Source organism: Pseudomonas sp. LBUM1660 (assembly GCF_059695935.1).
Genome location: NZ_CP166795.1, coordinates 4678886 through 4696419 on the forward strand (window position 1 = coordinate 4678886; position 17534 = coordinate 4696419).

Here is a 17534-nt window from a genome sequence, read left to right on the forward strand (position 1 = left end):
GAGTCGCCCCTTATCACTGACCGAGGGTCAGGACCTTCTGCATCATGGTTTTGGCGGTGTTCATCATTTCGGCGTTGGTCTGGAACGAGCGACTGGCGGAAATCATGTCGGCCATTTCTTCGACGACGTTGACGTTCGGGTAGTAGACGTAGCCCTTGGCATCGGCGGCCGGATGGTTCGGCTCGTAACGCGCGTCAAGGTTGCTCTGGTCTTCGACCACGCCCAGCACTTGCACGCCTTGACCGGCGGCGTCCTGGTTCTGGAACAGCGAATCGCTGCCGCCGCTCTGTCCGCCCTGGAACATGGTGGCGAACACTGGGTGACGGGCGCGATAGGTCTGGTCGATGCTCGACGAGACGGTTTCGGCGTTGGCGATGTTCGAGGCCACGGTGTTCAAGCGCGTGGTCTGGGCACTCATGCCGCTACCGGCAATGTTGAAAACACTGGATAGAGACATGAATTACTCTCCGCGCAGGGCTGACATCAGCCCTTTGAATTTGCTGTTGAGCAGGGTGAAGCTGGCCTGGAAGCCGACGGCGTTTTCCGCGTAGTTCGACTGTTCCAGTTGGGCGTCCACGGTGTTCTGGTCGATCGACGGCTGCATCGGCGTGCGATACATCAGCGACTCGTCGCCATTGCCCAGGCCTTCGGCCTCGATATGACGGTTATTGGTCATGTTCAACGCAAACGTGCCACCCTTGGTTTTCTCGTTCTGTGCGGCGAGCACTTTGGAGAACTCCAGGTCCCGAGCCTTGTAGTTCGGGGTGTCGGCGTTGGCGATGTTGTTGGCCAGGACTTCGGCACGCTGTGCGCGGAAGCCAAGGGCTTGTTCGTGGATACCGAGCGCTTTATCGAAGCTGATGCTCATGTCGGGAAACCTTCGGGTGACCTGATTTTTCGTAACAGAGACATAGCAAGCGGCGTGCCAATTCAAAAAAGCCCGGAAACCGGGGCTTTGCGGGCAGTGGCAAGGCGGCAATGCCAGAAAAGCGGCAACCGATGTCCGCCGCCTGCCGCTTTTCTGCCGCTTATCTCTGGCAACACCGACAACTGTAGGAGCGAGGCTTGCCCGCGAAGGCGGTGTGTCAGACAGCATCATCATTGACTGACCCACCGCCTTCGCGGGCAAGCTTCGCTCCTACAGGGGGTGCGGCGCTCGTGGGAAATCATCGGGCAAAAAAAACGGGAGCCCCTGAGGACTCCCGTTTTTTGATGCTGCCAACCCATCACTTCGCCTGGTAAATGATCCCCGGGCTGCACTGGACCATCTGGTAATGATCCGGCAAACCGTTCAGCGCTTCGGAGGCGCCCAGGAACAGATAACCGCCCGGCTTGAGCGTGCTGTGAATGCGCAACAGGATGTCTTTCTTCACCTCGGCGGAAAAGTAGATCAGCACGTTGCGGCAGAACACGATGTCGAACTTGCCCAAGGCCGCGTAGCTGTCCAGCAGGTTGAACGAGCGAAACTCCACGCGGCTCTTGATCGGCGCCTTGATGGCCCAGCGCCCCGGCCCTTTGGGGTCGAAGTAACGCTGAAGGCGCTCGGGCGACAGACCACGGCCGATGGCCAGGCTGTCGTACTCGCCGGTCTTGCAGTTGGTCAGCATGGTGCCGGACAGATCAGTCGCGACAATCTGCGCACCCATCTTCAACTGGCCCATGTTGACCCGCTCAAACTCATCGATGGACATCGACAGCGAATACGGTTCCTGACCCGACGAGCACGCCGCCGACCAGATCCGCAGACGCTGGCCGGGGGCCGCCTTGATCGCTTCGGGCAACACCTTGTTCTTCAAGACTTCAAACGGATAGGTGTCACGAAACCACAGGGTTTCGTTGGTGGTCATCGCATCCACCACCATCTCGCGCAAACCGCTGCGCGGCTGGGTCTGGATGCGCTGAACCAGCTCACCCAAGGACTTGATGCCCTGCTGCTCCATCAGTTTGTTGAGACGGCTCGAGACCAGGTACTGCTTGTTTTCACCGAGCAAAATGCCACAGGCTTTTTCCAGGAATACCCGGAACTGTTCGAAATCCAAATTACCCGTAGACAAAGATGCCGCCTCTTAAATCGTGTTAACCACCAGGGGCAGAAGGCCCCTAGCTGATATCTGCTGCTTTGATCCGGTCAACTACCCGGGATGCCAGGTCATCAGGACGGAATTTGGCAAGGAAGTCATCCGCGCCGACCTTCTTGACCATTGCCTGATTGAATACACCCGACAACGAAGTATGCAGGATGATATGAAGCTTTTGCATGCGCGGGTCGTTGCGGATCTCGGCCGTCAGGGTGTACCCGTCCATCTCCGGCATCTCGATGTCGGAAATCATCATCAGGAACTCTTCTTCCGGCTTCTTGCCCTCATCGACCAGCTTGCGCAAGTAATCCAGCGCTTGCCTGCCGTCGTTCAATGCCACCACTTCGACGCCGACCGTTTGCAGGCAACGAGTCACCTGCTTGCGCGCCACCGACGAGTCATCGACCGTCAATACCCGCAAGGACAGCGCCTTGTGCTGGGTTTCGACATCCACCACGCCGACCGAAATCGCTTCCGGTGTCGGCGCCACTTCCGCCAGCACTTTCTCGACGTCGATGATTTCGACTAACTGATTGTCGACCCGAGTCACAGCCGTCAGGTAATGATCGCGTCCCGTGCCCTTGGGTGGCGGATGAATCTCCTCCCAGTTCATGTTGACGATGCGCTCCACCGATCGCACCAGGAAACCCTGGGTCTTGGTGTTGTACTCCGTGATGATCACGAACGGTTTGCTTTGATCTTTAAGTGCCCCGGAGCCGGTCGCCATTGCCAGATCAAGAATCGGAATGGTCGCCCCCCGGATATTTGCCACACCGCACACGACAGGACTGGACTTGGGCATCAGGGTCAGTTTGGGGCATTGCAGCACTTCCCGAACCTTGAACACGTTGATCCCATACAGCTGCTGACCGTCGAGACGGAACAACAACAGCTCAAGGCGATTCTGCCCAACCAGTTGCGTGCGCTGGTTTACTGCATCCATTACACCAGCCATGCACAGACTCCTACACCAACGCTTAAGTGTGTTGCGACGCACGTTCATTGCTAAACGGCACGGCGCTTGCTTTTTAACTCTTATGAACACAGAAACGACATTTTTCCGACGCCTGACATCAATGACCCGCAAATTGCTTTGCGCGATGTCGGCCGTCTGCCTGTTCAACGCTGGCAGCCCTGCCCTTGCTGACGCGGTTACCTTGCCTGACATGCTTATCGGCGTCACTCAGGGCTTTCTTGAGTTCACCGTAGAAGACTATTTGGCCACCAGTCAAACGGAAGGACGCTACGAAATCGAGGTCAACCAGCTCGATCCGCGACTGCGCATGCCCATGTGCGACAAGGAATTGACAGCCACCCTGGAGAGCCCGGCGACCCCGATCGGGCGGGTCACAGTCAAGGTCCGCTGCGACAGCACATCACCCTGGACAGTCTTCGTACCCGCTCAAGTCCGCCTGTTTCGGGACGTTGTCACCACCACTCGGCCGCTCAAACGCGCCGGGGTCATCGAGCCCGGCGATGTCATGTTGCGCGAGCGGGATATCAGCCTGATCAACCAGGGTTATTTCACCTCCCTGGAACAGGCTGTCGGGCAGAAACTTACCCGACCAACGGTCGCTAATCAGGTCCTGACGCTGGTCCATCTCGAACAGGCGGAAGTCATCAGCAAGGGCGATCAAGTGGTGATTACCGCCCGCAGTGGTACGCTCAGCGTGCGTATGCCAGGCGAGGCGCTGTCCAATGGCGGCCTGCGTGAACAGATTCGTGTGAAAAACCTCAACTCCCAACGGGTCATCAAGGCGCAAGTCACCGCGCCGGGCCAGGTGGAAGTGGCCATGTAGTACGATCTGCTGGTGAAAGATGGCGCGCCGCCCGGCTGTTCCCTAAACTGTGCCGCAGGCAGGACAAGCGCTGGCGCATGCAAGCTCATTGATAAATGGGCCTAAAGTTTTCGCAGGGAGAGCCGAAAACATGGCAAGCGTCCAAATACCCAGAGGTTTTTTATCATGGTCATCGATTTCAGCCGTTTGAACAGCTCCTCGTCACTTACCGGTAGTACGCGTACCAGCACCGCGAAGGAAACCGCCGAAACCGGCAAATCCGCGCCGCTGAATACCCCGGCCGAACAGGCCAGTACAGCCAAAAGCGGGGAATCGGTACACCTCAGCAATGAGGCTCAACAGTTGCAGAAGGTCACTGACAAGCTGCGCGATCAGCCTGCCGTCGACAACGCCCGCGTGGCCGAGTTGAAAGCAGCGATTGCCGATGGCAGCTATAAAGTCGACAGCAACCGTGTAGCCAGCAAACTGCTCAACTTCGAAGCCCAGCGCTAGGCCACGGCCTGCGCCAGGCTTTTGGACGCTTAAACCCCAAGGCCAGCCATGCACGACACTAATTTACTGCAACTGATCACCGACGACTTTGCTCCAGCGCAATACTTGCTGGAGTTACTGCAAACCGAGTCCCTCGCCTTGCACGGTCGCGACATGCCGCTGCTCGAAGATATTCTGGCGCAGAAACAGGCAATGATCATTCTGCTTGAACAGCATGGCCGCAAGCGCAGTGAAATCCTCGCCAGCCTGAATCTGCCGACCGATCGTAGTGGCCTGGAGCAACTTGCCAGCCAGTCGAGCATCGGCGATCAATTGCTGGAACAGAGCGAGAAACTGACCGATCTGCTGGCTCAATGCCAAGCGGCCAACGTCAATAATGGCCAGTCGATCCTGGTCCAGCAGGCCGCCACGGCCAATCAGCTGAAAATCCTCACCGGCGGCGAACCGCCAGCGCTTTACGATGCCCGCGGATCAACCTCCAAGCTAGCGAAGCCGCGCCCGCTTAGTCAGGCTTGAGCCTGTTAATGAGCACGCTCTATCAAGACGCCTCACATGCTGGCAGTATGCTGGCAAGTCGCAGTCATATTTTGTCTGGAGAATGATGAACCGTGTTCAATGCCTTAAACGCGGAAGATTCTCCGCAGCCACCCAAGGTGCTATCCACGCCGATGGAGATCGCCGGTAACCTGCGGCAGCTGCAAGAGAGCCATGACCCGCTGATCATCACGTTCCACGAACGTAACCAGCGCTTCCAGAGCTATCTGGTGGACGTCGACCGTGACGGCAACATGATTGCCCTGGATGAGATGGTCCCTCGCGATGGCGAACGCTATCTGCTGGCCGGCGAATCATTTCGGGTTGAAGGATTCCACGAGGGCGTGCGCATTGCGTGGGAAAGCAATGGCACGCTGACCATCGATGAGTCCGGTGGCGGTCGCTGCTACCGTGGCACTCTCCCCGATGAAGTGGTCTACCACCAGCGCCGCAATGCCTTCCGGGCTGCGTTGAAGCTGGCGCAACTGGTGGATGTCGAACTGGGCGGTGAAAAGCTCAAGTTCCCGATCAGAGGCAAGCTGCTCGACATTTCCGCCACTGGCTGCAAGCTGCGCTTTGAAGGTGACATCACCGCCAGGCTGCAATTGGGTCAGGTCTACGACCGCTTTATTGCCGACCTGCCCTTTGGCAGCATGACCGCGCCAGTGGAACTGCGTTATCTGCACTTCGAAGAAAGGATCTCCACCACCTTCGCCGGCATCCGCTTTCACAACATGAGCGGACTGGTGCAGCGCCAGGTCGAACGATTCGTCTATCAGCTTCAGCGTGAAGCGCGCCGCTTCGACAAAGACGACATGTAATACGGCACTTTCAACAAAAAACGGGCAGTCCCTCGCGGTGACTGCCCGTTTTTTTTATGCGCAGGCTTAAGGCCTGGCCTCGGTAAAGCTTTGCTCGCGCCCCGTGTCCGGGTCTTCTGGTGGCGGATCGGTTTCGGGATCTGGCTCTGGCTCTGGCTCTGGTTCAGGCGCAGGTTCTGGGTTGATCGGGTTTTGCATCTGATCCTGCACCACTTGCTCATCGACCCGCGGATCAAGGCACGCCACCAGCGGCGAACTCGACATGCTGTCCGGCATGGCCACGTGATGCAGCGGCGCATCTTCGACCTGGTGCAGGTTGGTGACGGCTTTCGGGCGAATCCGCCACACCAGCACCAACGCGAAGAAACTGAAGAAGGCATACAGCATGTGGCTGCCAAACAGCTTCATCAGGACCCCGGCCACCAACGGCCCGATACTGGCGCCAACGCCGTAGGTCACCAGCAACATCGCGGTCAGGGACACGCGACGATCACCTTCGACGTGGTCATTGGAGAACGCCACCGCCAGCGGATACAGGCAGAACATCACCAGCGAACAGAAGAACCCGGCAACAAACAGAACCTCCAGCGGCACCTGCTGCATGATTGCCAGCGGCAACGCGGTCAGGGCCAGGACCACTGCAAAACAGCGGATCAACAACGCCCGGTCATAACGGTCGGAGAGCCAGCCCAGCGGCCACTGCACCAGCAGCCCGGCAAAAATGCAGCTACCCATGAACAGACCGACCTGCTCGGTGGACAGCCCTTGCTGCGAGGCATACAACGGCGCCAGACCGTAGAAGGAGCCAATGATCAGCCCCGCCCCCAGCACCGTGCTCAATGACTGCGGCACCCGCTTGATGAAGAAGCGCGGCTCCATTGGCGCGGGATGCAGCGGTGCCGGGTGAATCCGCCGGGTCAGTGCCACCGGCACCAGGCACAGCGCGAAGCACAAGGCGACCAGCATCAGCAATTCCAGGCCCAGCGCCGGGTGCATGACCAGAATCAGCTGACCCAGCACCAGCCCCAGATACGAGGCGATCATGTAGCCGCTGAACACCGCCCCACGCTGTGAGGCTTCAGCCTGCTCATTGAGCCAGCTCTCGATAACCATGTACTGGCACATCATGCCCAGACCGACGATCACCCGCAGAAAAATCCAGGCAGGCAGCCAGTCGATCAGGCCGTGGCCGAGCACCGCCGCACCAACAATCCCCGCGCAGGCTGAATAGGCCCGAATATGCCCGACCCGGGCGATCAGTCGGTGACCGATCTTGCCGCCCAGCACCAGGCCGAAATAGTTGGCCGCCATCAACGCACCGACCCACAAGCTGTCGACGTTATCCGCCGCCAGGCGCAAGCCCAGGTACGTACTCAGCAAGCCTGAGCCGATCAACATCATCAGCGAGGCAAAATAAAGCGCTCGAAAAGGTTTCCAGATTTGGCGCATCGGCGTTCCGAGCGGCTCCTTGCGGTAAGAAACGGGCTATCCGAAAAGATAGCCCGAAGACGAAAGGTCGTCAGGCCTGGGCGGCCAGGACACGGCGCTCCCAGGGCGTAATTTCATCAAAGAAGCTGGTCAACTCCATGGTCTTCGAAGCGACGTAGCCTTCGATGAACTCCTTGCCGAACAGTTCCCTCGCCAATTGGCTACGTTTCAGACGCTCAAGAGCGGCATGCAAGGTACACGGCAATGAAAGATTATCTGGCACCTCGAACTCACCCTGGATCGCCTCACTCGGCTCCAGTTCGTTTTCAATGCCATACAAACCGGCGGCAAGACTGGCGGCGATCGCCAGATACGGATTCGCGTCGGCCCCCGGCAAGCGGTTTTCCACCCGACGAGCGGCCGGCGAACTGGCCGGAATGCGCAATCCGGCGGCACGGTTGTCGTGGGACCAGCAGGCATTGTTCGGCGAAGCAAACGGATGGCACAAGCGCTGATAGGAATTGACGTTCGGCGCAAACAGCGCGGTGAAATCCGCCATACCGGCCTGCTGGCCACCAATGAAATGCCGGAAGGTCGCCGTCGGCTGACCGGCCTTGTCGCTGAACACATTCCGTCCGCTGCCGATCTCGACGATGCTCTGGTGAATGTGCATCGAACTGCCCGGCGTGTGCGCCAGCGGCTTGGCCATGCACACCACGGTCAGGCCGTGCTTGAGCGCGACTTCTTTGAGCAGATGCTTGAACAGGAACGTCTGGTCGGCTAGCAGCAACGGATCACCGTGCAGCAAGTTGATCTCGAACTGGCTGACGCCCATCTCGTGCATGAAAGTGTCACGCGGCAAGCCCAGGGCCGCCATGCCGGCATAGACTTCATTGAAGAACGGCCGCAAACCGTTATTGGAACTGACACTGAACGCCGAATGCCCCTCCTCGCGACGACCGTCCAGGCCCAGCGGCGGCTGGAACGGTTGCGTCGGGTCGGGATTGGGCGCGAACACGAAGAATTCCAGCTCGGTCGCCACCACCGGCGCCAGGCCCAGCGCCGCGTAACGGGCAATGACCGCCTTGAGTTGGCCACGGGTCGACAACTTCGAGCTTTCGCCGGTCAGTTCATCGGCGTCGCAAATGGCCAGTGCCCGCGGTTGCTGGCTCCAGGGCAGGCGGTGGATGTGCGCCGGGTCAGGCACCAGCGCCAGGTCGCCATCATCGCTGCCGTAAAAACGTGCTGGCGGATATCCGCCCATGATGCATTGCAGCAGCACACCCCGCGCCATCTGCAAACGCCGTCCTTCGAGAAACCCCTCGGCGGTCATTACCTTGCCACGGGGCACGCCGTTCAAATCCGGCGTAACACATTCAATCTCATCAATGCCCGTCAATCGCTGCGCGAGTGAACGCTGGCCATCGGTTGTCATGACGCAATCCTTTGTAATTGTGCGAGCCGCGAACGGCGACCCGTACAAAATAGGCTCCGCCTGTTCGGAATATCAAGCAGCGCCACACAAAAAGAAACGTCACGGCAAATAGAGGCTGAATACCCCGCCGCCCAACGGGCCGCCGTTGCTGATCCGGGTGCGCCCACCCACGCCATTGCGCTGGTGCAACGCGGCAATCCGCCCGGCGAAGTACAGGCCCAGGCCGGTGCTGCTACTGCTGTAGTTGATGCCCTGCACATAGTCCGCCTGAAGCTCGATCATCTCCGCTGGATAACCGTCGCCATCGTCGTTGACGGTCAGCACCAATTCGCCGGCCTCGTCGCCGACGCTGATCAGCAACGACTGGCGGGCGTAACGAATGGCGTTGTTGATGCAGTTGGCCAGCACCGAGGCCACCAGCTCCCGGTCGAAGAAACCCAGGGGGCTCAACGGGTCGACTTCATAGGTCGCGACGATGCCCCGACTGGCAAACACCTCTTGATGGCAAGCCAGTTGCGCCTCGAGGAAATCATCCAGCTCATGGTAGGCCGGCTGCAATGGCAGTTGATTGACGCCCAGCTTGTACAGCCCCAGCAACTGCACGAGCATGCCGTTGAGGTGAGCGAATTCGTACTCGATGACGCCCTGCTCCGGGCTGTGCCGCTCTGGATCGGGCAGGCGGGCCAGCCATTGGCTGTGGGCCTGCATGAGCATGGCCAGCGAGTTCTTCATGTCGTGCACGGTGGAGGCAATCACCGTCGAGAAATCCAGTGTCGTGTTGTCTTGGCTCATCCGCTGAACGCCTTGATTTTCAGTTTCTGGTAGCGCGGATAACGCGCGTCGGTGTCGGGCATCATGCCGACCAGTTTCAGGCAGGCCCGGCATTCATCGAGTTCGGCCGACGGTACGCTGGTGTCCGTGCCGTGCAGCAGCGACTGCGCCATGTTCAGCGCGATACTGATGTTCTTCGGTTGCATGTGCAGGGCCTTGCGAAACACCGCCCGGGCTTCGGCCAGGTTGCCGGTCTTGTACACCTGCACGCCTTGACGGTTGAGTTCGGAAGCCGCGTTGCTCTGACTGAGAATCGTCGGGTCATCGGTCAGTTTGGCGATCCCTTGCATCACCATCGGATCGTCACCGTAGATTTCCGCACAGTTTTTCAACATCGACGCGCCGGCGCTCGCCTGGCCGAGCATTTGCAGCTGCTTGGCCACCAGCAGCGCCGCTTCGGCGCTCATGAACTGCTCCATGCCATCAAGGCGCATCATCGCCTGCTCGGTTAGCTTCTCGGCGGTTTCGGCGTCGTTGAGCAACAGGCTGGTGGCTTTCATCAGGCGTGCACGAATCTGCAGGCCGGGATCGCTGGGATTTTCCTTGGCCACCAGACTGAGGGTCGTGTTGATTTCCAGTCGGGTGCGGGTATCCAGGCCTTTCTCGCTGCCTTTGCTGATCAAGGCATGGGCCAGGCCCAGGTTGCTTTCGGCATCCTTGAAGCGCGATTGAGCGCCTTGGGACACGGCCTGGCGATAAGCCTTGGAGGCCGTGTCGAAATCTTCGTTGGTCATCGCCAGTTTGCCCAACAGCGCTTGCCGGCGCACCGCCAGCGGCGACAGGCGAATGGCTTCTTCCAATACTTTCTGCGCGCCCTTGGTATCCCCTTCGACCACCAGCACGTCGGCCATGCCGTCATAAAGCGCCGGCATCATCGGAAACACTTTCAGGGCTTTTTCGTAGATGCCTTTGGCCTGGCTGACCTGGCCGCGCTTGAACAGCAACTTACCGAGCCCGGCAAACGCCCACGGCAACGGGCGATCGGCAATGATGCTGTCGTAGAGGCGCTCCAGCGCTTCGTTCTGATTCAGGTCGCGCAAGGCGTCCGCGCGGTAACGCAGGCACAGCGGCGAATAACGGATGTCCTTCTTGCACAGCTCGATGCAGGCGTTGAGCACTTCGAGCGGTTTGCCACGATCGAGCGCTTGCAGGATCGGCTTGAGCAGGTTCTTGCGTTGTTCCAGGCGCTCCAGGCGCTGGGCCAGGCCGGAACGGTTGAATGGCTTGGTCAGATAAGCGTCAGGTTCGTGTTCCAGCGCGCTGAGCACCATGGCCTGGCTGGTTTCGGCGGTCACCATGACAAACACACTTTCATGGCTGATCAGCTTCTCGATCATCAAGTCTTCGAGGACTTGCTGACCGTTCTTCTTGCCGTCGCCGAGGTGGAAATCCTGCAGGATGAAATCGTAGGCCTTCTGCGAACACATACGCAGCGCCTGCTCCCCGGTGTCCGCAGTGTCGACGTCCTTGACCCCCAGTTCACGCAGCATGGACCTGACGGAACTGCGGAAATCCGAGAAATCATCGACGATCAGAAAACTCTTTTGGTGATACGACAGCATCGAAGATTTCCAGGCAATTTGAGTAGAAGACCATGACCGTTCGGGTTATCGGCCAGGAGTGCCGTTCCCTTGAGAACTCCGGCTAATCAAGTGTCTCTAAATATTTGAAGGTGTTATTGAAAAACGGGATTATCCTGCTTTATTGACGCGTTTTTTATAACCGCAGCTCTCAATAGACCGAAGTCGCCGGCAAAGGCAGAAGAAATGACCCGCACCCCCCAGCACTCGGCCCCAGCTCCTGAGCGAACGGCCCTGAAGCCCAGCACCCTGGAATTTCCAGTGGTTGGCATTGGCGCGTCGGCGGGTGGGCTGCAAGCCATCAAACTGTTTTTCGAGAACATGCCGCATGACAACGGCATGGCGTTCGTGATCATTCTTCACCTGTCGCCCGATCACCAGAGCATTGCGGACAAGATCATCCAGGAATCGACCCGGATGCCAGTCCTGCAAGTCACCGAAACGGTGCCGATCGAAAAAAACCACGTTTATGTCATTTCACCGGCTCAGCGGCTGACCATGAACGACGGTGTGCTTGAAGTCAGCAGCAACGACCCGCGCGAGACTCGACACGCCTCGATTGATCTGTTCTTCCGCGACCTGGCTGAAGTCCACCGCGAGCGTGCCTTCTGCCTGGTGCTGTCAGGCAGTGGCTCCGATGGCGCGGTCGGGCTGTCGCGCATCAAGGAACACGGCGGCATCACCGTGGCCCAGGCGCCGGAAGATGCCGAGTTTGACGGCATGCCTCGCGCTGCCATCGAAACCGGCAATGTCGATCTGGTGTTGCCGGCGGTGGAAATGCCGCAAAAACTGCTGGAGCTGTGGCACAACTCGCAGGAAATCAACCTGCCCACCGCCAACGACCCGGAACTGCAGACCTTCGCCTCCGTGTCCGAGCGGGACGCGGTGCTCGCCGAACAGATGTTGCACGACATACTGATCCAGTTGCGCACCGGCACCGGTCATGACTTCAAGCACTACAAACGCGCGACCGTGTTGCGGCGGATCGAGCGCCGGATGCAGGTCACGACCCAGCCAGACCTGGGGGCTTATTTGCGCTACCTGCAAAGCAATCCCGAAGAAACCAAAGCCTTGCTGGGCGACATGTTGATTGGCGTGACCAACTTCTTCCGTGACCGCGAGGCTTTCGAAGCCCTGGAACGGGACGTGCTGCCGCAACTGGTCAGTGCCGCCGTGTCGGCGCAGCCCGAGAAGGAAGAAATCCGCGTCTGGTCCGCTGGTTGTTCCACGGGCGAAGAAGCCTACAGCCTGGCGATGCTGCTCAACGATCAACTGCAACTGGACGCTAGCAAAGCCTCGATGCAACTGTTCGCCACCGACATCGACGAGCGCGCCATCAGCGTCGGTCGAGCCGGTCTGTACCCGCAAGCGATCGTGACCGATGTGCCACCGACGCGCCTGCGGCATTACTTCCTTAAGGAAGACGACCACTACCGGATTCGCAAGGAGATTCGCGAAAAGGTCCTGTTTGCCAAACACAGCCTGTTGTCCGACCCGCCCTTCTCGCAAATCGACCTGATCGTCTGTCGCAACCTGTTGATCTATCTGGATCGCGAAGTGCAGCGTGAAATCCTGCAGATGTTCCACTTCGCACTGCGTCCGGGCGGCTTCCTGTTCCTGGGCTCTTCCGAGAGCGCGGACGCTTGCCACGAGCTGTTCGCCCCGGTGGACAAACGCAACCGGATCTTCCGCGCCAAGACCGGCACCACCAGTAGCCGACGCACCCCGACCATGCCGCGTGGCGGTTACGTGCGCACCGATGTTTCCCGTGAGACGCCGCAAAACGCAGTGCAGCGCAAACTGTCCTTTGCCGACATTCATCAGCGCGCCCTCGAACGCGCGGCGCCGCCGAGCATGATTGTCGATGCCAACGCCGACATCCTGCACATGAGCGAAAGCGCCGGACGTTTCCTGCGCTATGTGGGCGGTGAGTTGTCACGCAACCTGCTGACGCTGATCCTTCCCGAGTTGCGCCTGGAAATCCGCACCACACTGTTTCAGGTCCAGCAGAGCGGTTTGGTGGTGAAATCCCGCGCGGTGCCGATCTCCCGTGACAACCGGCGTTACAAGGTCGACCTGATTGCGCAGCCTTATAAGGACGAAGAGTCGGACGGCGAATTCGTACTGGTGATTTTCGAAGAGGCCGAAGTCGATCCTTCCGAGCAAGCCGCCACCCTGCTGCAAACCGAAAACCAGGTGCTGTCCAACCTTGAACGCGAACTGCAACGCACCAAATTGCACTTGCAGGACACCATCGAACAATCGGAAGTCTCCAGCGAAGAGCTCAAGGCTTCCAACGAAGAAATGCAGGCGATCAACGAAGAGCTGCGCTCGGCCACTGAAGAACTGGAGACCAGTAAGGAAGAACTGCAGTCGATCAACGAAGAGTTGCTGACGGTCAACTACGAGTTAAAAACCAAAGTTGAAGAAACCGACAAGATCAACGACTACCTGACCAACCTGATCGCCTCGACCGACATCGCCACGGTGTTCGTCGACCGCAGCATGCGGATCAAATGGTTCACCCCGCGCGCCACGGACATTTTCAGCATGTTGCCGGTGGATACCGGGCGCTCGTTGCTCGACATCACGCATCGCCTGGATTACGACGACCTGACGCGTGACGCGGCACTGGTGTTCGAGTCATTGAACATGATCGAGCGCGAAGTCAGCAGCACCGACAACCGCTGGTACATCGCCCGCCTGCTGCCCTACCGCTCCAGCGAAGACCACATCGATGGCACGGTGCTGACCTTCATCGACATCACCAAACGCCGGGAGGCCGAAGAAGAACTGCGTCTGGGCGAAGAGCGCATGCGTCTGGTGGCCGAAAGCACCCGTGATTACGCGATCATCACCCTCGATGAACAAGGCGTGATCACCAGCTGGAACAAAGGCGCCGAGTTGATTTTCGGCTACAGCAAGGCCGAGGCCGAAGGCGCTTATTACGATTTCATTTTTCCGGCCGAAGACCGCGCCTCCGGCGTGCCCGAAACCGAACTGCTGGCCGCGCGCACCCATGGCCGCACCGAGGACGAACGCTGGCATCAGCGCAAGGACGGCAGCAAGTTCTATTGCAGCGCCGAGGTGACCCTGCTCAGCGGCGACAACCTGCAGGGCTACGTGAAAATCGCCCGGGACCTGACCGGCCACCAGCGCCAGCACGAAGCACAGAGCCAGGAGCTGGCCGAGACCCGCAACACCAACTACCTCAAGGATGAGTTCTTCGCGGTCATGTCCCATGAGCTCAAGCATCCGCTGAACCTGATCCAGCTCAACGCGGAACTGCTGCGCCGCCTGCCGGCGACCAAGTCTGTGGCTCCGGCCGCCAAGGCCGTCAACACGATCTGCGATGCCGTCAACAGCCAGGCCCGGATCATCGATGATCTGCTGGATGTTGCACGCGTGCGTACCGGCAAGCTAAAGCTGCAACCGGTGGCCGTGGACCTGGGCAGCGTGCTACGTGACATCCACAACGTCGTCCTCAACGAGCGACACGAAACCACGGTGAAGTTGCAAGTGCCTTCGCGGCCATTGATGGTTCATGCAGATCCGACGCGCCTGGAGCAGATCATCTGGAACCTGGTGAACAACGCACTGAAATTCACCCCACGCACCGGGCAGGTGCAACTGGTCGCCAGCCAGGATGGGAACAGGGTGCGACTGGACGTCATAGACAACGGCACCGGCATCGCCGCCGAGAACCTTGAGCACGTGTTCAACCTGTTCGGGCAGGCTGAAAAGCAGCATGCCACCCACAACCGTGAAGGGCTGGGGATTGGCCTGTCGCTGGTCCGCCAATTGACAGAAGCACAACGGGGCTCGGTTGAAGTGAACTCACCCGGGTTGGGCGCAGGTTGTACGTTCAGTGTCTACTTGCCGATGGCCAAGACTGATGGTGAAGCTCAAGCGGGCGCCCAAGTCGACGAGAGTGCCGGAAGGCTGAGCGGTTTGACGATCCTGCTGGTCGACGACTCTGCCGAGGTGCTGGAAACCTTGAAGATGTTGCTGGAAATGGAAGACGCGCAAGTGATTGCCTTCGACCGTCCGGTGGCCGCTCTGGACGCCGCAAAAGGCACGCACTTCGACCTCATTATTTCGGACCTGGGCATGCCGGTCATGAACGGTCACGAGCTGATGAGTGCATTACGCCAACTACCACTCCTCAAGGATGTACCGGCTATTGCCCTGACGGGCTATGGCACCAACAGCGATATACAAAAATCCAGACAATCGGGTTTTGACCAGCACATTGGCAAACCGGTGTCCTACGATGACCTGATCGAAACCATCGAGGCACTTCGGCGCTCTTCGAGTTTATCGATCGGCAAATGAGTCACCGCAAATAGGCGCGTTGCACGCTGACGCGCCGATCAATCGCCTGACGGAGTCGCTCCTTGTGATCCGCCCAGACAGTGGGATCGACTTTGGTTGCGCGCATCAGCTCAAGCATCGCGGCTTTGGCAGCAAGGTATTCCGACCAGGCGTCTGCGGAACGGATCTTCAAACGCTCCCGGTCAGTCATTTCCATCCGCCGCAGCGCCAATGTCGGCTCATCGGTAATCACCGTCCCCAAGGTCAACTGCACCCGATGCGGCGCGACAAACGCCTGAGTGTCCGCCACCAGCGCTCTCGCCCGCTGAGCGCCCCACTTCAACGCTGCGAAGTAATACTCGCCCACCGTCCTGTCGTGAAACTCCTCGCAAATCGCCCAGCCACTGTCAGCGTAAATACCAATGAAGACCTGGGTGACACCCTCATGACTGACCCGCGCCTGCACCTCGACCTGCACACCATCGCTGAGCACTTCTTCATGGGTGTGGAGAGGTAGCCGGGTGTTGGTCCATAACCAGAAATGTGCGCCTCTGTGTCGCATTGCTTCGCTCCCGGAGTGGTACGAGGAGTAAGGCACAGCAATGACGGACTTGCCATGTAGATCGTCGGGTTGACCGGGCACAAAAAAGCCCCGCCGGAGGATTTCTCCGGCGGGGCTTTGTCACAGCGCGATGCTGAAAATCAGTGGTGTCCCAGGGCAGGTTCGAACTGCCAACCTTCCCCTTAGGAGGGGGATGCTCTATCCAATTGAGCTACTGAGACACAAGTCGCCCGCAAGCAATGCGATGCGATGGACGGCGTGCATGTTAACGGGCAGGCCTGATTTTGTCATGTCGTCCGTAGGCTTTTTAAGTGTAGGCAGACGCCCTTCGTTACCGTGGCTTAATTTACCGTGCAAATTGCATCCTCTCAAAATGCCATCATTGCAATTTGCAACGACGGCTTCTTTGAACAATAAGTTAATTCTTTGTTTTTAAAGGATTTAATAGCCGCTAGACTCTGGCACGCTGACTGCTTTAGCTGTTCTCACGAACAACCGAGGTCAGCCTCATGAACAGCGTCCTTTTACTCTCGAATGCGATCGCCCTTACCGCCCTGCTGGGTGTTCATTTCGCCCCCGAGAATGGCGCTGTGCAGGTTGCGCAACAAATGCCCCATTACCTCCAGCTGCAAAAAGCCCCGCAGTTGGCGGTCATAAACGATCAGCGCGGCTTTGTTGGCCAGGACGTGAATCAGCACACTTACCCGCTGGTGTCGCAGTCTTCGGAACGCTTGGTATTTTGAATCACCCTATCAGGAGCACAGCATGTCCAAATCAGCCGCAGGATGTTTAATCCTTGCCTTACTGAGCGGCGTTCTACATTTGTCATGGGCCCCGGATGCGGTCGCCACCCTGCCCCTGATTGCCTGCGGCGTATTCGGCGCGTTGTTCGTGCTGGCGCTTATTGTCGGGCGCAAAATCAAGTTCGATCCGGTTTTGCGCTGACGTTCAGCAATTTCAGAAGATTGGCGACGGTGTCGGCAAGCTCGCCAGAGTTGTCGAGACGATAGATCTGCGTGTCACCCAGGGAATCCTCCGCCGCAAACAGCCCGTTGCGGCGCAATCTGGCTTCAATTTCCTCAATACTCTCACGACCACGCCTCATCAGGCGCTCGCGCAACACCTCGTCCTTGACCGTCAACAAAACCGGAAGCAGCGTGGGGTAGCGTCGTAGCGCCTGGGTCAGGTGGCCGCGAGAGCCGTTGACCAACACATGACAGCCGTCCCTCAGCCAATGGTCGATCTGGACCGGAATGCCGTAATCCAGGCCATTGGCGTGCCACGACAGCGCGAAGTCACCCTTGGCGCGGCGTTGCGCGAACTCCTCGCGAGAAACTCCGATGGCATCTTCGCCTACGGATTCAGCCGAACGCGTAATGACCCGTCGTACCACTTCGCCGTTTATCGAGCGTAAAGGTTGTCGGGCCGCTTCGATGAGGCTGTCCTTGCCGGATCCGGAAGGCCCCATCAAGTAAATCAACCTGCCATCCATCCTGAATCATCCCCCTATGCGGGTCCTCCACTAGTAAATCGGCCATTTGCCACTATCCTGTATAAGGTAAGGACCAAGGATCGAATCCGCATAGCATGCACCTTCAGGCGTCTTCGGGCATCACCTGATGGGGTAGGCGACACGGTCAGCGATACGGACTTGGTGCGA

The 17534-nt window shown here is 58.8% G+C and carries 17 protein-coding genes and 1 tRNA gene; 7 read left to right on the forward strand and 11 right to left on the reverse strand.

Going from position 1 to position 17534, the window contains the following annotated elements; genetic code table 11:
• Positions 1-13: 13 nt before the first annotated feature.
• The 4 genes from flgC to ACA068_RS21740 all read right to left on the reverse strand — a co-directional run bounded on the left by flgC (position 14) and on the right by ACA068_RS21740 (position 3033).
• Positions 14-457, reverse strand: a complete 444-nt coding sequence (gene flgC, locus ACA068_RS21725; protein ID WP_010457154.1) for a flagellar basal body rod protein FlgC — start codon at positions 455-457, stop codon at positions 14-16.
• A gap of 3 nt (positions 458-460) precedes the next feature.
• Complete coding sequence (gene flgB, locus ACA068_RS21730; protein WP_010457156.1) at positions 461-868, reverse strand: flagellar basal body rod protein FlgB; 408 nt, start codon at positions 866-868, stop codon at positions 461-463.
• Between the two features lie 358 nt (positions 869-1226).
• Entirely contained in the window at positions 1227-2054 is an 828-nt protein-coding gene (cheR, locus tag ACA068_RS21735) for a protein-glutamate O-methyltransferase CheR (protein ID WP_010457158.1), read from the reverse strand.
• 46 nt (positions 2055-2100) lie between these two features.
• The gene (locus ACA068_RS21740) at positions 2101-3033 is read right to left on the reverse strand and encodes a chemotaxis protein CheV (RefSeq protein ID WP_497304679.1); all 933 of its coding nucleotides are present in this window, start codon (positions 3031-3033) and stop codon (positions 2101-2103) included.
• Between the two features lie 82 nt (positions 3034-3115).
• Here ACA068_RS21740 and flgA point away from each other — a divergent pair, with 82 nt between their 5' ends.
• From flgA to ACA068_RS21760, 4 genes are all read left to right on the forward strand, one after another.
• Positions 3116-3877, forward strand: a complete 762-nt coding sequence (gene flgA, locus ACA068_RS21745; RefSeq protein ID WP_497304680.1) for a flagellar basal body P-ring formation chaperone FlgA — start codon at positions 3116-3118, stop codon at positions 3875-3877.
• A 165-nt stretch (positions 3878-4042) separates the two neighbouring features.
• Positions 4043-4369: a flagellar biosynthesis anti-sigma factor FlgM gene (gene flgM / locus ACA068_RS21750; protein ID WP_109633993.1), complete on the forward strand. Its 327-nt coding sequence runs from the start codon at positions 4043-4045 to the stop codon at positions 4367-4369.
• 48 nt (positions 4370-4417) lie between these two features.
• The gene (locus ACA068_RS21755) at positions 4418-4885 is read left to right on the forward strand and encodes a flagella synthesis protein FlgN (RefSeq protein ID WP_497304682.1); all 468 of its coding nucleotides are present in this window, start codon (positions 4418-4420) and stop codon (positions 4883-4885) included.
• 92 nt (positions 4886-4977) lie between these two features.
• The gene (locus ACA068_RS21760; RefSeq protein ID WP_497304684.1) at positions 4978-5724 is read left to right on the forward strand and encodes a flagellar brake protein; all 747 of its coding nucleotides are present in this window, start codon (positions 4978-4980) and stop codon (positions 5722-5724) included.
• A gap of 66 nt (positions 5725-5790) precedes the next feature.
• Here the strand turns inward: ACA068_RS21760 and ACA068_RS21765 are convergent, their stop codons facing one another.
• The 4 genes from ACA068_RS21765 to ACA068_RS21780 all read right to left on the reverse strand — a co-directional run bounded on the left by ACA068_RS21765 (position 5791) and on the right by ACA068_RS21780 (position 10980).
• Positions 5791-7173 (reverse strand): MFS transporter, encoded by a 1383-nt coding sequence (locus ACA068_RS21765; RefSeq protein ID WP_497304686.1) that lies wholly within the window; start codon positions 7171-7173, stop codon positions 5791-5793.
• A 70-nt stretch (positions 7174-7243) separates the two neighbouring features.
• Positions 7244-8485 carry a glutamine synthetase family protein gene (locus ACA068_RS21770; protein ID WP_497310644.1) on the reverse strand — a complete coding sequence of 414 codons (1242 nt, stop codon included), beginning with the start codon at positions 8483-8485 and terminating at the stop codon, positions 7244-7246.
• Between the two features lie 201 nt (positions 8486-8686).
• Positions 8687-9379, reverse strand: a complete 693-nt coding sequence (locus tag ACA068_RS21775; RefSeq protein WP_497304687.1) for a sensor histidine kinase — start codon at positions 9377-9379, stop codon at positions 8687-8689.
• The gene (locus tag ACA068_RS21780) at positions 9376-10980 is read right to left on the reverse strand and encodes a response regulator (protein ID WP_497304689.1); all 1605 of its coding nucleotides are present in this window, start codon (positions 10978-10980) and stop codon (positions 9376-9378) included. Before ACA068_RS21780 ends, ACA068_RS21775 begins: the two co-directional genes overlap by 4 nt.
• Positions 10981-11184: 204 nt before the next feature.
• Between ACA068_RS21780 and ACA068_RS21785 the strand changes: the two genes are divergently transcribed.
• The gene (locus ACA068_RS21785; protein WP_497304691.1) at positions 11185-15333 is read left to right on the forward strand and encodes a CheR family methyltransferase; all 4149 of its coding nucleotides are present in this window, start codon (positions 11185-11187) and stop codon (positions 15331-15333) included.
• Position 15334: 1 nt separating this feature from the next.
• On the opposite strand, the gene ACA068_RS21790 is transcribed toward ACA068_RS21785, so the two are convergent.
• A complete protein-coding gene (locus ACA068_RS21790) occupies positions 15335-15874 on the reverse strand; it encodes a hypothetical protein (protein WP_497304693.1) in 540 nt (179 codons plus the stop codon).
• 144 nt (positions 15875-16018) lie between these two features.
• Positions 16019-16095: transfer RNA gene (locus ACA068_RS21795), tRNA-Arg, on the reverse strand.
• A 288-nt stretch (positions 16096-16383) separates the two neighbouring features.
• On the opposite strand from ACA068_RS21795, the gene ACA068_RS21800 reads away from it, so the two are divergent.
• Positions 16384-16617: a hypothetical protein gene (locus ACA068_RS21800; protein ID WP_497304695.1), complete on the forward strand. Its 234-nt coding sequence runs from the start codon at positions 16384-16386 to the stop codon at positions 16615-16617.
• A 22-nt stretch (positions 16618-16639) separates the two neighbouring features.
• Positions 16640-16819 (forward strand): PA3371 family protein, encoded by a 180-nt coding sequence (locus tag ACA068_RS21805; RefSeq protein ID WP_497304697.1) that lies wholly within the window; start codon positions 16640-16642, stop codon positions 16817-16819.
• Here the strand turns inward: ACA068_RS21805 and phnN are convergent.
• Complete coding sequence (phnN, locus tag ACA068_RS21810; RefSeq protein WP_497304699.1) at positions 16794-17366, reverse strand: phosphonate metabolism protein/1,5-bisphosphokinase (PRPP-forming) PhnN; 573 nt, start codon at positions 17364-17366, stop codon at positions 16794-16796. The genes ACA068_RS21805 and phnN overlap by 26 nt on opposite strands.
• Between the last annotated feature and the right edge of the window lie 168 nt (positions 17367-17534).

Coding starts and splice junctions, on each gene's coding strand:
- flgC (WP_010457154.1), bottom strand. CDS start 457: ATGTCTCTATCCAGTGTTTTCAACATTGCCGGTAGCGGCATGAGTGCC.
- flgB (WP_010457156.1), bottom strand. CDS start 868: ATGAGCATCAGCTTCGATAAAGCGCTCGGTATCCACGAACAAGCCCTT.
- ACA068_RS21740 (WP_497304679.1), bottom strand. CDS start 3,033: ATGGCTGGTGTAATGGATGCAGTAAACCAGCGCACGCAACTGGTTGGG.
- flgA (WP_497304680.1), top strand. CDS start 3,116: ATGAACACAGAAACGACATTTTTCCGACGCCTGACATCAATGACCCGC.
- flgM (WP_109633993.1), top strand. CDS start 4,043: ATGGTCATCGATTTCAGCCGTTTGAACAGCTCCTCGTCACTTACCGGT.
- ACA068_RS21755 (WP_497304682.1), top strand. CDS start 4,418: ATGCACGACACTAATTTACTGCAACTGATCACCGACGACTTTGCTCCA.
- ACA068_RS21765 (WP_497304686.1), bottom strand. CDS start 7,173: ATGCGCCAAATCTGGAAACCTTTTCGAGCGCTTTATTTTGCCTCGCTG.
- ACA068_RS21770 (WP_497310644.1), bottom strand. CDS start 8,485: ATGACCGCCGAGGGGTTTCTCGAAGGACGGCGTTTGCAGATGGCGCGG.
- ACA068_RS21775 (WP_497304687.1), bottom strand. CDS start 9,379: ATGAGCCAAGACAACACGACACTGGATTTCTCGACGGTGATTGCCTCC.
- ACA068_RS21780 (WP_497304689.1), bottom strand. CDS start 10,980: ATGCTGTCGTATCACCAAAAGAGTTTTCTGATCGTCGATGATTTCTCG.
- ACA068_RS21785 (WP_497304691.1), top strand. CDS start 11,185: ATGACCCGCACCCCCCAGCACTCGGCCCCAGCTCCTGAGCGAACGGCC.
- ACA068_RS21790 (WP_497304693.1), bottom strand. CDS start 15,874: ATGCGACACAGAGGCGCACATTTCTGGTTATGGACCAACACCCGGCTA.
- ACA068_RS21800 (WP_497304695.1), top strand. CDS start 16,384: ATGAACAGCGTCCTTTTACTCTCGAATGCGATCGCCCTTACCGCCCTG.
- ACA068_RS21805 (WP_497304697.1), top strand. CDS start 16,640: ATGTCCAAATCAGCCGCAGGATGTTTAATCCTTGCCTTACTGAGCGGC.
- phnN (WP_497304699.1), bottom strand. CDS start 17,366: ATGGATGGCAGGTTGATTTACTTGATGGGGCCTTCCGGATCCGGCAAG.